The 15,376-nt window shown below is 41.2% G+C and carries 11 protein-coding genes; 5 read left to right on the forward strand and 6 right to left on the reverse strand.

Annotated elements, in window-relative coordinates; all coding sequences use genetic code 11:
• Positions 1-87: 87 nt before the first annotated feature.
• Together KPY62_RS00735 and KPY62_RS00740 are read left to right on the forward strand one after the other, a co-directional pair.
• Entirely contained in the window at positions 88-1,779 is a 1,692-nt protein-coding gene (locus KPY62_RS00735) for a DEAD/DEAH box helicase (protein WP_216580386.1), read from the forward strand.
• A gap of 269 nt (positions 1,780-2,048) precedes the next feature.
• Positions 2,049-3,305, forward strand: coding sequence for a DUF819 domain-containing protein (locus KPY62_RS00740; protein ID WP_228730507.1), 1,257 nt, complete (start codon positions 2,049-2,051; stop codon positions 3,303-3,305).
• 285 nt (positions 3,306-3,590) lie between these two features.
• Here KPY62_RS00740 and KPY62_RS00745 read toward each other — a convergent pair whose 3' ends face one another.
• Complete coding sequence (locus KPY62_RS00745) at positions 3,591-3,827, reverse strand: hypothetical protein (protein WP_216580387.1); 237 nt, start codon at positions 3,825-3,827, stop codon at positions 3,591-3,593.
• Between the two features lie 472 nt (positions 3,828-4,299).
• Between KPY62_RS00745 and KPY62_RS00750 the strand changes: the two genes are divergently transcribed.
• Positions 4,300-5,925 (forward strand): long-chain fatty acid--CoA ligase, encoded by a 1,626-nt coding sequence (locus KPY62_RS00750; RefSeq protein ID WP_216580388.1) that lies wholly within the window; start codon positions 4,300-4,302, stop codon positions 5,923-5,925.
• A 261-nt stretch (positions 5,926-6,186) separates the two neighbouring features.
• Here KPY62_RS00750 and KPY62_RS00755 read toward each other — a convergent pair whose 3' ends face one another.
• The 5 genes from KPY62_RS00755 to KPY62_RS00775 all read right to left on the reverse strand — a co-directional run bounded on the left by KPY62_RS00755 (position 6,187) and on the right by KPY62_RS00775 (position 11,905).
• Positions 6,187-6,801 (reverse strand): hypothetical protein, encoded by a 615-nt coding sequence (locus KPY62_RS00755; protein WP_216580389.1) that lies wholly within the window; start codon positions 6,799-6,801, stop codon positions 6,187-6,189.
• Positions 6,802-6,810: 9 nt separating this feature from the next.
• Positions 6,811-7,554: a peptidase gene (locus tag KPY62_RS00760; RefSeq protein ID WP_216580390.1), complete on the reverse strand. Its 744-nt coding sequence runs from the start codon at positions 7,552-7,554 to the stop codon at positions 6,811-6,813.
• Between the two features lie 40 nt (positions 7,555-7,594).
• Positions 7,595-8,380, reverse strand: a complete 786-nt coding sequence (locus KPY62_RS00765; protein ID WP_216580391.1) for a transglutaminase family protein — start codon at positions 8,378-8,380, stop codon at positions 7,595-7,597.
• Positions 8,381-8,478: 98 nt separating this feature from the next.
• Positions 8,479-10,818 carry a circularly permuted type 2 ATP-grasp protein gene (locus tag KPY62_RS13995; RefSeq protein ID WP_216580392.1) on the reverse strand — a complete coding sequence of 780 codons (2,340 nt, stop codon included), beginning with the start codon at positions 10,816-10,818 and terminating at the stop codon, positions 8,479-8,481.
• 439 nt (positions 10,819-11,257) lie between these two features.
• Positions 11,258-11,905 (reverse strand): hypothetical protein, encoded by a 648-nt coding sequence (locus KPY62_RS00775; RefSeq protein ID WP_216580393.1) that lies wholly within the window; start codon positions 11,903-11,905, stop codon positions 11,258-11,260.
• Positions 11,906-12,031: 126 nt separating this feature from the next.
• Here KPY62_RS00775 and KPY62_RS00780 point away from each other — a divergent pair, with 126 nt between their 5' ends.
• Together KPY62_RS00780 and KPY62_RS00785 are read left to right on the forward strand one after the other, a co-directional pair.
• Positions 12,032-12,505, forward strand: coding sequence for a hypothetical protein (locus KPY62_RS00780; RefSeq protein WP_216580394.1), 474 nt, complete (start codon positions 12,032-12,034; stop codon positions 12,503-12,505).
• 1,328 nt (positions 12,506-13,833) lie between these two features.
• Positions 13,834-15,111, forward strand: coding sequence for a tyrosine-type recombinase/integrase (locus KPY62_RS00785; protein WP_216580395.1), 1,278 nt, complete (start codon positions 13,834-13,836; stop codon positions 15,109-15,111).
• Positions 15,112-15,376 lie beyond the last annotated feature (265 nt).

Genomic DNA, 15,376 nt, shown 5'->3' on the forward strand with positions numbered 1-15,376 from the left:
CAATAAACACTTTACATGATGAACGGTTATCAGTGGTATGCATCAAGTTCGCTGAATTTGCAGCGGCTTACTCTACCAAGGATTCTCATGACTGACATCTTATCTACAATCGCTGCACAAAACGGTATTATCGAAGACACTACTGCCCAAGATACGGCAACTACAGATACTACTGCACAAGCTACTGATGCTAGCACTTCTGAAGCCAACTCTGAAGAAAATCAAACCACTTTTGCTGATCTTAATATTGCCAAGCCAATTCTTGCTGCACTTGAGCGTAGTGGTTACACCAACCCAACTCCTATTCAGGCACAAGCTATTCCTTTTGCTCTAGAAGGTCGTGACTTACTATTGTCTGCGCAAACAGGTAGTGGTAAAACAGCTGCATTCGTGATCCCAGTACTTGATCGCTTGAGCCGTGCTACTAGCTTTGACAAACTAACTAAAGCCCTTATCCTAACGCCAACACGTGAGCTTGCTCAGCAAGTACATGATAGCGTACGTACTTATTCTAAAGATATGCGTGGTCTATTTTGTGTGCCCTTAGTTGGTGGCGCTCCTTATAACGGTCAGATTACTGCTCTAAAAAAGGGTGTACAAGTTATCGTTGCGACTCCTGGTCGTCTACTTGACCATATCAATGCTGGTCGCGTTGACTTATCAAACCTTGAAGTACTAGTACTTGACGAAGCAGATCGCATGCTTGATATGGGTTTTGCTGATGATATCAGTGACATCTTACGCGCAGCTCCTACTAATCGTCAGACTATTATGTGTTCTGCAACTTGGGATGGTCCTGTTGGCAAAATCGCAGCTACCTTTACTACTAACCCAGAACGCGTTGCTATCAAAGTTGAATCTGCTCACATCGATGAGACAGTGTATTACTGTGATGACTTCAATCATAAAAACAAAATCTTAGACAAAATCGTTTGTCAACAAGACGTTGATCAGGTAATCATCTTCGCAGCTACTAAACGCAGCACTGAAAAGCTAGCTAAACAGCTACAAGAAGATGGTCATAAAGCTAGCTTCTTACATGGTGATTTGCCACAAAGTAAGCGTAACCGTATCGTGCAAGACTTACGTAACGGCAAATGCAAAATCTTAGTAGCAACTGATGTCGCTGCTCGTGGTCTTGACGTTCCAGCACTATCACACGTTATTAACTACGACTTACCACGCCAAACTGAAGATTACGTTCATCGTATCGGTCGTTGTGGTCGTGCTGGCCGTAGTGGTGTAGCTATCAGCTTATGTAGCATGGATGATCGTCCACAGTTAAATGCTATCAACCGCTATCTTAACCGCAAAATGGAAGTATCAGTCATTGAAGGCTTAGAGCCTAAAAAGACTTATGTACCAAGCGAAAATAAAGGTAATGGTCGTGGCCGTGGTCGTGGTCGTTCAGCAGGCGGCGGTAATGGTCAAGGCCGTGGTCGTCCAGCTGGTGGTGGCTATGCAGGTAAGCCTAGTGGCAGCAGTCCTCAAGGCCGTGGTCGTTCAAGCGATAGCAGCAGCGCTACTGGTCAACGTGCCAGCAACGACAGCGGTTATCAAGGTAAGCCACGTGATGCATCAGGTAAGCCTAATGATCGCTTTGGCGGCAAACCTTATCAAGGCAAACGTACTGACGGCACTAGCGCCCCACGTGGCGAACGCGCTGCAACTGGTCGTGGTCGTCCAAGTGGTAGCCAAGGTCGTCCAGCTAGCCGTTCAGGTGCAGGTAGCGCCGGCCAAGGCCGTCCTGCAGGCAACAACCGTAACAAAAACTCTTAATTAAAGGTTATTTAATGACTGATAATATTTCAGTCATTAAATAACCTTTATAGTGAGTCAGAAAAGCCAGATAATTATTATCTGGCTTTTTTTGGCTTTAAATTCCAGTAACTAGGAGTAGTCTTGCGCTATTTTGAAATAGATAGCTATAGTTAAAAAATGCTTCATGGACTAATAGCAGCCCCTTGCACCCAAGTTTAACCTTGATTATACTGCCAACTTTTATTACCTTTTGTCCCTTTTATCTAGCTTGCATATGGAACGCTAAGATGTTCATGATTTCGTCATCATTTACTGCTTCACAGATCGACAGCTTGCCGGTTGCCTTTGGCATTATCATGGCCATTATTGGCTTAGTGTTTTATACCCAAGGATTACCTGGTAAGTTTTGGCGACGTTTTTATGCGCTGTTGCCAGGTATTGTTCTGTGCTGCTTCATACCGGCAACGTTGAATAGTCTGGGGGTTTTTGCTGACGGCATAGGCTCACAGATTTATGGTTTTACGGCGACTTATTTACTGCCCGCTAGTTTACTATTGATGACCCTATCCATGGATGTACCAAAGATATTGGGTCTTGGTTGGAAAGCTATTGCTATGTTTATGGCGGCAACAGTCGCTATCATTATTAGTGGACCTATAAGCTTGGGTTTGGCTAAGTGGGTGTCGCCTGAGATGTTTACCGACGATACGCTATGGCGTGGCTTTTCAGCAGTAGCGGGCAGTTGGATAGGGGGTGCTGCTAATCAAGCCGCGATGAAAGAGCTGTTTGGGGTCAGCGACGATCTGTTTGGCATGATGATTTTGGTAGATACTACTAACGCTTCACTGTGGTTATTGATTATCTTAGTGCTCGCAAAGCATAGCGATAAAATAGATCGACTGTTGAAGGCGGATACTAGCAGCATTGAAAGAGTCATTCAGGCGGTCGAAAGCTATGAGCGCGATAATGAGCGACCGGCAACCTTGAATGACTTGATGGTGCTGTTTGGCTTATGTTTTGCAATGGTAGGGGTTGCGCACTTCATCGGTGGGCAGATTGCTGAGTTTTTTGCGCCTTATAGTTGGGCGGTACAATACAGCTTTGCTAGCTCGTTCTTTTGGATGGTAGTGATCATTACCATAATAGGCGTTATATTCTCTTTTACTAAGATTCGTAGGCTCGACCACGTGGGCGCCTCTAAAATAGGCACAGTGTTCATATTTGTGTTAATTGCCGCTATCGGTATGCAGATTAATTTGGCGGGCATAGTCTCGCAATGGCGATTACTACTGATCGGCTTAGTGTGGATGACTATCCATGTGATTATTATTTTTATTGTTGCTAGAATTATCCGTGCGCCGTTTTTCTTTTTAGCTGTTGGTTCCAATGCTAATACTGGTGGCGCCTCGTCAGCGCCAATTGTGGCTACTGCTTTTCATCCGTCATTGGCACCTGTCGGAGTGTTTTTAGGTATTCTTGGTTATGCTATGGGTACTTTTGGTGGTTATATCAGTACTCAGTTAATGCGTCTAGTGGTGACTTGAGCTGTTGATATATCGCTACTAGATCATTTTAGAATAAATTCAAATGAGCAGGAACTTAAAATCCATAGTCCATAGTCCATAGTCCATAGTCGCATTTTTTAAGATAATGCAAACCATAAAACTAATACTTGCTATTAATGTAACAGCTTAGTTTTATGGTTTAGAAGATTATTTGCGACCATGTTTGTCGCCTTGTTTATGACCCCCTCATTTTTAACTGAGTAGTCAGTTTTTACTTAGTTTTTGGGCCTAATATTTAGTGGCCACAGCATGACGTAAACCGATTCAAGTTTCTATAATCAGCACTATTTTAATAGGTACCGCACACAACCACTGTATACCGCTAGTACTGAAGAAACTATATTCATCACATGAGCTAATAAGAGCGGTAAAATCATTACCAGTTAAATCTTGTATTGCTTCTTCATCGCAACTATCAGCCACAGCACACCATACTGGTGTATCACCTCTTTCTAACAGAGTACGAGTTAGAAGACTTCCTGTCAGTTCACTCTTTGGCATAAAAACTCCAGATAATTTTCAGCTTACTATTCAATTAAAGCTTCAACCTATTAATGTTAGTTTTAATAATTAACAATAATTAATTGATAGTTAAGACTATCATAAGTAAGAAACTCAATATAATATAGCGATATTAATAATTTGGAGCAATACAAATATATTTTATTGGACTATGACTAATAAAATATAGGAAATACATAAAAATATAGATACTATTGTTGGGAGAAACCGTAGTAAGTAGTCGTATTTTAGTCAGGCCTTTAAACGGGCTTACGATATATTATCCAGAGAATACCGTCAGCGATATCAAAGCTAATTAAGACAATAAGTGACTAAAAATAGCCGCATAAACTAAGACGTTATCGCTACAGTTGGCCAAGCTGATGCCGTATACTGATTATCTTAGGTGTGAGTTACCAGACCTAAGGATGCCCATGGATGAGCGTTATAAAATCAATATAGGGAGATATCTATGTTAGGAAAGATGATGTACCAGCCGTTGCTGCTTAGTGGTTTGATCGAGCATGCGGCTCAGTATCATGGTGATACCGCCGTGTTATCGAAAGAGGTAGATGGGACGGTGACTCATAGTGATTGGCTCACAGTTTCTAATAACGCGAAGCGAATGGCAAATGCCTTAGCGGCATTGGGCCTAAAGTCGGCAGATCGAATAGCTACTTTAGCTTGGAATAACCGCCGCCATTTAGAGGCTTGGTATGCTATCTCTGGTAGTGGCATGATCTGTCATACTATCAATCCACGCTTGTTCCCCGAGCAGCTCAGCTACATTGTTAATGACGCCGATGACCAAGCTCTGTTCTTTGATATTACATTTTTGCCGCTGATTGTGGCTATTAAAGACGGTCTCAAAGGCATTAAGCACTTTATATGTTTAGGGGCTCGCGATGATAAAGTGTTAGCACAACTGCCTGAAACTCTATTTTTTGATGAACTATTAGAGCAAAGCTCTCCTGATTTTGATTGGCCACAGTTCGATGAAACTACGGCGAGCTCGCTATGCTATACCTCGGGGACTACTGGTAATCCTAAAGGCATCTTATACACCCATCGCTCCTCAGTACTGCATGCTATAGCTTTGTGTATGCCTGATGTCTCATCACTGTCTGCTCAAGATGTGTTGCTACCAGTCGTGCCCATGTTCCATGTCAATGCTTGGGGAACTCCTTATGCGGCAGCGCTCACCGGCTGCTCTTTAATACTGCCAGGGCCTAATCTAGATGGTGACAGCTTAGTGTCTCTGATTGATGATTATAAAGTGACAGTGGCTCTAGGAGTACCAACGATCTGGCAAAGCTTACTGACAGCTGCCAAGAATAGCGGTAGCAAACTCAATAGTATGACTCGAACGATTGTCGGCGGCGCAGCTTGCCCACCATCAGTGATTAAGACTTTTCGAGAGAATTTCAATTGTGACGCTATTCACGGTTGGGGCATGACCGAAACTAGCCCTCTTGGCACTATGAACCAGATAAAGGCTAAGCATAAATCACTTAGTGATAGTGAGATGAATAGTTTACGCGAATCGCAAGGTCGTCCTCCCTATGGGATACAAATACGCTTGATGGACACTGAGTATCCAAAGCAAGCAGTCGCTGAGGATGGGCATTCTCAAGGTAACTTGCAAGCTCGTGGACATTGGGTGATTAGTGATTATTTCACTGAGAGTCCAGAGGCCATTACCGAAGATGGCTGGTTCGATACTGGTGATATTGCTACCATTGATACTGATGGTTATATGAATATTCGTGATCGAGCTAAGGACTTAATAAAGTCGGGCGGTGAGTGGATATCCTCTGTAGAGCTGGAAAATATCGCTGTAGAACATCCGCAAATTAAGATGGCTGCTGCTATTGCTGCTAAACACACCCGATGGGGTGAGCGTCCAGTATTGATCGTAGTAAAAGAGCAGGGCTCTAGTGTTGAGGAAGCACAAATTCTAGAGTTTTATAATGGGCGCGTTGCTAGTTGGCAAATACCGGATAAAGTCATCTTTGTCGATAATATCGTTTTGAATGGTGCTGGCAAGATGGTAAAAAATGATTTGCGTAGAGAGTATGGTAACGTGCTGCTTGATTAGAGTCATCTGACCAATAAGGTTAACCTATAAAGTTGAATAAGAGTTTTCTAAACTAAAGTCTTCAAAGCTCTATTATAAAAAAAGCCTGCAATTTTGTAGGCTTTTTTATATTTATTTTAGCGCTGATTTAATAGTTGAGTAATAATAAGCGCTAAGCACCAGTCTTATTAGGGCTAGAGTAATAAAAGTAATAGGCAACACTACCTAATATGCTTAATATTCAATTCCTAAATGCTTATCATAAATACTTATCCTGAGTGCTTATATAGTCCATTGATCACTAACAATAGCGACTAGATAAGGCTTACCTTTATAGTCAGCAAAGACTAAGCGTATGGCTCGCCAATCCATCCCAGAGTACTTGTCGCTACCAGGATGATAAAATTCAACAAAATCATGGTTCTTATAAATATCGGTTAGATTATTTAAGCTGTTGCCAAAGCCCTGGAACTGGTTAATTGTAGGCGCGGTTGCTTGGTACTTACTAGCATCAACCCAAGCAGTCAAATAAGCTGGCAGCGGGGTTATATAGAGGTCGCCAGTACCGTCTTGCTGTCCCCAAGTAAACTTAATTTTAGAGGCTTTAAGATACTGAGTGAATTGAGCACGGCTAAAAACCTTATCACTCTTGAGGTCAACATAAGCATACATCGAGAAGCGCACACCACGAGTTGGATGAATGAGGGGTGCAACGGCCTGATAGTTTTTATAAGCAAGCGCTTGCTTGATATAAATAGCATCCTGCATTACTTGCTGCTGGCTAGGAGTTACCGTAGTATTGGATAAATAATCACCGCTGTCCTCAGGGCCAAAAGTAGCATAGACGCTTATGGGAGCGAGTATCCATAACAGTAAATAGGTTTTTGAATTTGGCATAAGTCTCCTTTAACTATCCCAATAACCATCGGGAGCCTTAGGTAGTTCAACTAGAGTACGGCGTAACGCCTCTGACCACTGATGGCGAATAGTATTAAAATACTCATCGTTGTCATCAATACGGCGGCCTTTAGGTAGTTTTAGACTGTCATTTTCATACAACAAAAAATCTATGGGCATACCTACTGATAGGTTTGAGTGAATAGTGGAGTCAAAAGACAGCATCAAAGCTCGGGCTGCATGTCTGGGATCCGTAGCATAGCTTACCGACCTATCAAGGATAGGCTTACCATATTTACTTTCTCCCAATTGGAAGAACGGTGTATCTTCAGTGGCTCGAATACAATTGCCTTCAGGATAAATCCTATACAGCTCAGGAGACTGCCCCTTAATTTGCCCCCCCAGCATAAAGGAGCTAGTGAACGCGCCATCAGTACTTGCATTAGCTACTGATTTTGCATGATTCATAATAGAGCGCATACATTCACCGACCATTTGTGCAGCGTCAAACAAGGTAATCACTGTATTGATATTAGGCTCAGCACGCTGATCGATATCATTTTGTAATTTAGTAAAGACTGCTTGCGAGGTGGCGAGACTGCCCGCGGTCTGTAGTACTATAAAGCGCTCACCTTCGATACCATATTGATAGATTTTTTTAAAGGTTGATATATGATCAACACCAGCATTGGTACGAGTATCACTTGCGAAAACCATGCCGTCTTTTAAGCGAATAGCCGCACAATAAGTCATATAAACACCTAGTAAAGTTGTAGTCAAAAAATAATATAGGTTAAGATAATCTGGTCACTAGCACTTGACTATAAAGATTCTCATAGCCGCCACCCATCCGTACACCGCGTACTGGCGCGGTATCTAAGTAGTCGCGCCCAATAGCGACATAGACATGTGAGCTGGGCTGGAATAACTGGTTTGAGATGTCAAAAGTATACCAGTAGCCATCTAACCAAGCTTCTGCCCAAGCGTGGCTGGCCATATGGTTTTCGGTATCATCATATAAGTAGCCCGACACATAGCGTGCCGGAATTTGTTGATCTCGTAGGCAACTTACAAACACATGAGTATGATCTTGGCATACACCAGCACTAATCGCAAAAGACTCAGCAGCGGTAGTGCCTACATGAGTCACATCTTTGACAAAAGGCATTCTCATTATAAGCTCATTGGCCAGTTTTGTTAGACTATCATGAGTGACCGTTTTTAGATGAGGCGCTGCGAAATCACGCATCTCCTGAGAGCATTTGGTCAATGGCGTCTGCACGGTAAATAGTAAGTAGGGCACATTATCCATATCCTCTAAGTACTCCGTTTCGGTATTAATCTCGACGATACCAGAGGCCTGCATTTGCAAATTATTGTGAGCTTCGTTACGACTTAGGGTCAACCAATCGTTACCAAAGCCGTCTTTTTGATTGGTAGCTACTTTGGGCAGCATCACATCCCATTTATGAATAGTTTGATGGGGTAGTTGCATAGGAGTCATGCGTATATACTGTACGCTGCGCTGAGCCAATTCTTCATAGTAATAGTTGGTCTGATGACTGATTTGTAATTTCATAATAGCATCCTTGTTTTTTATAGTAGGCTTAAGTTGATGACGCATTTAAATTACGAAGTCGTTAAATAGTAGCTCAATATTTAGCGTTAATAACGGCACTAAACCCCTTGGCGTAGAATCAGATTGAACTCTTTGCTAATAAGATTGAAATCACTAAATCGTTTAGATTTAATCATCTGATTGGTCAGACGGATTAGCTCACGCCAGCGCGTATTTTCCGGTAGCTCATTAATCCAGTGCTTAAACTGAAGACTGACTTCCATGGAGTTTTCATCTAATAACACCGCTCGTTCAAGCTGCTCAAAGTGGCGTCCTAATTGCCAAAAACAAGTTACTGTAGAATGCTCTTGTTTCATAGCCGCATTACAAGCGTAGAGCTGCAAGGTTGCCGCCCGATAAGTACCTGCACTGCTGAGTCGCTTGATCAGGTTATAGAGCTCGGCAGTATCTTTGCCAAGAACCCCTTTAGCCTCTTGCACATTAGCCTCAATCGACTGTACTACGTTAGGTATTATTTCTTGCTCAAGATTAGTCATTATTTGCGCTTTCATAGTTTTGAGCGGTGCTTCTACATCAGCCTTAAAGCCCAGACAACTAACCAAATGCTGCACTTGTGATTTTTCAAGATCGCCTTTAATCAGCTGCTTCATTATGCTGTCGTAATAGTATAGACGCTCGCCGTATCTACCCAGCCATATTAGATGACTAGCGGTAGACAATAGTAGTATCATCGGCGCATCATCTAGATGATCATAGCCTGCCTCTATTGGCTGTAAGCGATCATAGTATTCAGGGTGACTAGTAGTATTTTTCTCTAATAGCTTATTAGTCTTGCCAGCTTGCCTATTACTTGCGGGGCTAGCGTCCACGTTACTTTGGTTTAAATCTGTATCATCAATAACCCAAGTGTCTTTGATACCACCACCTTGAGAGGAGTTGACTACTAGTGAGCCCTCAACCATAGCTACCCGAGTCAAGCCACCGGGCACTATATCTACTGAACCATCGCCATGACTCAAAACAAAGGGACGTAAGTCAATATGACGTGGTGCAACACCATCGCTGACGGCAGTAGGGTTAGTTGATAGCGAAATCGTCGGCTGAGCAATAAAGCCGCTTGGATTTTCAAGCAAGCGTAAACGATAGTCTTCAATTTCTTCTTTACTAGAAGTTGGGCCAATGAGCATACCGTAGCCCCCTGATCCTTGAGTCTCTTTTACCACTAGCTTGTCTAAATTATCGAGCACATATTTGAGCTCATCAGGTTTACGACATTGATAAGTTTCAATATTCGGTAAGATAGCTTCTTCACCTAAATAGAACTTAATCATATCGGGAACGAACGGATACAAGCTCTTATCATCAGCCACACCAGTACCAGGAGCATTGACGATAACGACATTACCAGCTCGATAGGCACTCATCAGTCCTGATACCCCTAATATAGAGTTGGACTGGAAGGCTAAAGGATCGATATAAGGATCATCAATGCGGCGATAAATCACATCAACTTGTACTTTGCCGCGAATACCTTGCATATAAACTTTGCTATCTTCCACTACTAAGTCATAGCCATGGACTAGCGGTACATTCATCTCATGCGCCAAAAAGGCATGCTCATAATAAGCACTATTAAAGCGCCCTGGCGTTAAGATGACAATCTGAGGATCATACTTGCTGGTTGAGCTAGCTAGACATTTCTTCAATCGATTTGGATAGTCGCTGATGCCTAGGATAGGGGTCTTAGTAAACATATCCGATAATAGGGTTTCTGAGATATTCCGGCTCTCGAGCATATAAGAGACACCAGAGGGCGTACGCAAGTTATCCTCTAATACACAAAAGGTACCTGTTTCATCTCGAATCAAGTCGATACCACTGATATGAGAGTAAATAGGCTTGTCAAGTTCGATGCCCATCATCCAAGGCTCATAGCAGCCGCTAGCATAGACATAGCTGGCAGGAACAACACCAGCCTTCATGATAGCTTGATCATGATAGATATCGTGCAAGAATGCGTTGAGCGCGGTGATACGTTGTTTACAGCCTTTTTCTATCAGCTGCCACTCGCTAGCGGCGATGATACGAGGAATAATATCAAACGGAATCATACGCTCGATATTTTTGGCATCGCTATATACCGTAAAGGTAACGCCTTTACGATAAAAGATGTTTTCGGCTTGTTCATTCAGGTGGTTAAGGGCGTCACTATTGATATTATCTAGCCAATCACCTACCGCCTTGGCTACTGGGCGGTATTGGCCATCGGCTATTTTTAATTCATCAAAACTCTCAAGCTTTTTTCTAGGGTGTGGCGCAGAATCTTTGGCAGCGTTTATTTTAGTAGTGGTTATAGTGGCTTGGCTCTGCTGCTGATTATTTTTGCTGTCTGTTACAGACTGGCTTTGGGATTGACTCTGAGTTGATTTTTTATTCATAAATACCTCACACATCCTTGGCAAAGTTATACATTGTTATAGTAGATGAGGTTACCGCTATTTTATGCTTAATAGCGGCGACAACGTCCGTGTCCTATGTTGACTATACAACGTCTATAGGGCATTACACAACAAGCGTTTGATGGTTTAAGGTTGCCACAGATACGATAAAGTACAAATATATCGTGAAGATTTAAATTACCTGTAGTTTGTTATCGGCTATTTATACTAATGCTCAAAATTTTGTTTTTATAACCGCTATCTACAGACAGCTATAGGATGAGGAGTATCGATAGTACGAATGGTACCAACAGTCATACTCCCTCTATATATAGGCCTCAGTGTTGTGGCGGGTAGGCTGACATTGAAGCGTCTTACACTCTAGACTATTAACCATGGTTTTCTGTAAAGCGGCCATGATCTTTGCCTAATTGAAGCCTTATACCGTCCACTGATCATTGACGATAGCCACTAAATAACGCTTACCTTGATACTCATCAAACACTAAGCGCATACCACGCCAGTCCATACCGTTAGATTTCTCGCTACCTTTACGATAGAAATCAACCACATCTAAGTCTGGGTAGGTGTCGTTGATATTGTTAATCATATTGCCTCTAGACTCAAACTTATTAACGGTTATACGGGCTTCATTGAACTTACTGCCATCGACCCAAGTGTCTAAGTACGTTGGTAATGACACAATAAATAGCTCACCAGCACCGTCCAGATCACCCCAAGTAAAGCGGATTTTGGACTGCTGCAAGTACTGGGCGAATTGGGCACGACTAAAGACTTTGTCAGAATCTAGACGTACATAAGCATACATCGACAATCGCACACCACGAGTGGGGTGAATATCATCGATGATGTCAGCATAATTTTGGCTGGCAAGCGCACGCTGGATATGTAGCGCTTGCTCAGTAAGGGTTTTCTGGCTAGCGCTAGCTGGTGGTTGAGATGGAATAGACGTGCTTTCATCATTTATGCTGGTATCGGTAGCAGGTACTGATTGACAGCCGGTAGCCAACATTAATAACGCTGTGCAGCTGCTAGTGGCTAGTTTATAACAAGGTAATGTTTTCATAACGATATCCTTAGAGTCAATGGATCGCACTAAACCTTACTAATACCATTATGCAGCAGATTAAGGAAGTAGCTATACTGTAACTAGGGCTTATGAAGTCATAAATTGTGTTGGGTGGATAACATTATGCAAAAATACATATTGTATGTGTTAGTAGCAATCATTGGCACCGGAATAGCAGTTAATGCCATAGCCAATGATGTAGAGCTGCAACAGAGACTTACGGCGATGAAAGTAGCTACTATCGAAAAGATGTATCAGCAAGATGTCAGTACCGAAGGTATGGATAATCCTATAGTTTTGCAGCAATATAGCAATCCGGAGCTAAAAGCTGCATTTCAGCTTGCAGACGATTATTTCGATAGAGAACAGCTGAACTGTGGTATCGATTATGATGTGCTATGGGATTCTCAAGATCCTGATTATTCACAAAACAAACAGTTCGCTGTGACTGAGCAAGGTCTAGTTAAAGTTAGCTTAGCGCAAGGCAGCAATATTTATTATGAATTATCTTGTGATGATAGTGTTTGCAAAATAGCTGACGTGGTTTTAGTGAAGAATATTTCTCTAAAAGCTCATTTGCTACAGAGCTGTCAGTAAAGATCAGATTATCTAAATAATGAATAATGAATAATGAATAATGAATAATGAATAATGAATGATAAGCCCAAAATTTATATGTGGCTTAGATATAAAGTGTTTTACTGTTATTCATGCAGTCAGCGAAGCATATGAGCTAAGGCTTAATACAGCCGTTAATTATAAGCAAATGTCATATAAGAAGTAAAAAGCCTTATAGAATAGCTATTAACAAACTTATAGAAACCGTTAGTTTGTTTTCGCATAATGTATATTATGTTAAATAGACAGTACCTGATGATAAGTCACGGGATTATAATTATATAATAAATCCTTATCAAGATTGGTTGATGACTACTTAACCATAATATGTATTGCTTGTTTAAATGACCATTATAACCATCATTGATATAATTACTAACTGATATATCTTGAAGCCTTAATGTATAGAGTCTTCATATATCCTAGTGTATCCGTAATCGATTAATGTATTAATTCAAGTCGCTAATAGCCTCTATATATATTACAGAAGCCTATTGTAGATATGTTGTAAATACAGTAATTTTACTATTCATTCAGAGTTAATCTGTTTGGTAAGCTTGCTTTGCTCATCAATGCTAAGCTTATTACCTGCACAAGACCTATCAAGCCCTTCGCATAGATTCTCATTTCTAATCATCACCTAACAATCAAATTCCCTATCATTCGATTGTTGGCATCTCAGTCAGTCCTAGTCTAGGCACACCTTATAGTTGCTAGTTTCATAGCTAACTACGTTGCAATACGTTTTTATTTAGAGTCACCAAAAAAGCTCTCTAAATAAATGAAACATTCATCGATCTTGTCTAACCTCTCTCATTCTTCCTGAAACATCTTAATTTAAAGTACTATGTTGATACTTTGCAAATTTGCACAGAACAGTACTATGACCCTGATTAAACAATTCTGTGCGAGTACACGAGCATGATTTTTGTCAAAAATACGCTCAATCGAATGCTAGATAAAGCATTCCTCTTATACTAACCCCAATTATTTGACCAAAATAAAGAATAATAACAACCTAAACCGCAATAAACACATGGCCTACTCCTCATTCAGTCGTTATACTACAATTATCCCCAAGGTAACCTTGGGGATAATTGTAGTATAATGTCTATTACTTGAAAGGTTTTCTAACTTATCTAATAAGTAACAGTGTCCATATTAGTGTCCAATAGCTATCTATATTTTCTAGAAGGCACTTTCCAAGATTTATAAAACAGGCACAAAGATTATTCTAAATCTCAATATAGAAATAATAGCCTAACACTCACTACTTACCTTGCTTATAAAGCTTACGGATATACATCATGGCTGTCGACAACTTAAATGATATTAATAAACTTGAATGCCGAGATAACGATTATTCAGTAAGTATTTCAGGTATTGCTGGTTTAAGTGTGCGCATCTACCCAAACGGCAAAAAAGAATATTACCTTCGTTATACCCATCCACATATCGATGGTAAGCGACCTAGAATGATGCTCGGCAAGATCAATGATATTAGTTTATATGAGGTGAAATATAAAGCCGAGTCCATACTCAACATGGTTGCAAAGGGTGTTGACCCTAAGGCTTTACAGCAACATCAACAAGTGAATAAATATGCCCATCTAAAAAACGCCACGTTTGCTGAGGTTGCCCAAGCTTGGCGAGACCATAAGACATTAAGTAGTCATAAAGGTAAATCTAAACTCTCATTCAGTGAGTCGACACTGGAATATTGGGATCTATGTCTAGGATATATGTGTCGCGAGATTGGCGACTTAAGAATGAACGATATCACCAGCGAGATGATATTAACTGTGTGTGAGGCTATTCAAAATAATGAAAATCAAGCAGCCTTCGTTGGTGCTAGCACTCGTCTTTATACGGAAAAAGTATTTTCATTCGCTGTCGCAAGAGGATTATGCGATAGAAACGTAGCTATTGATACACGTGGCGAGCTAGCACCTGCCAGCTCAGGCAACCACTTACCAGCTATTACCAAACCTGATCAGTTTGCCACCCTCCTGAATGATATGTCCAATTTCAAAGGGGCAAATAAAATCACTTTGGAGGCAATGAATCTACTGCCCTATGTGTTCGTGCGTAGTATCGATTTGCGGTCTATGCGCTGGCAAGATATAGATTGGGATAACAAGCTATGGGGGTTTTCCCCAACAAAAGGCGAAGGTCGTGATGACATGGTATCGCAATTGGTCGTACCATTAGCCACTCAGGTGATTCAACGTTTACGCAGCATTCAAGCAGCCACAGGTCATAATGAATATGTGTTTGCATCGATGCGCGCCTCATGTAATCCTTATATTAGTAAAGCAGCGCTAGTACAAGTATTTCATAGACTTGGCTATAAAGAGGTTCAATGTGCTCATGGCTTTCGGGCATCAGCTAAAACCTTGCTTATGGAACAACCTGAGTTACGCTATTCGGATATCGTAACAGAGTTACAGCTGGGCCATAGGATAAAAGACACGCATGGCGGTGCTTATAATCGACTAGATGAGATCGATACTCGAGTACGAATGATGCAAGACTGGGCTAACTATATAGATAAACTACGAGATTTTCCTAAAAAGGAACCTTAGTACTTTGTAGATGAGAATACGTTTAAATTGGGAGTTTGATAACTATGTTCCCTATATAGATTAATCTGCTTTCTAGATACGATTGGAAAGTTCAAAATACTATTAAATAAACTATTGCATGACTGCGAGTCATATTATTGCTGAGCTACCGCCTTATATAAGCTTACCATATAGTGTAAGGATATCGCTAATCTGGTATTGTAGCTAAATTTATAAACCAGCACTAATTATGTTAAAGGCAGATAAAACACCACCAAATGCCGAT

Origin of the sequence: Psychrobacter sp. TAE2020 (assembly GCF_018919485.1) — a bacterium.
Taxonomy (GTDB): Bacteria; Pseudomonadota; Gammaproteobacteria; order Pseudomonadales; family Moraxellaceae; genus Psychrobacter.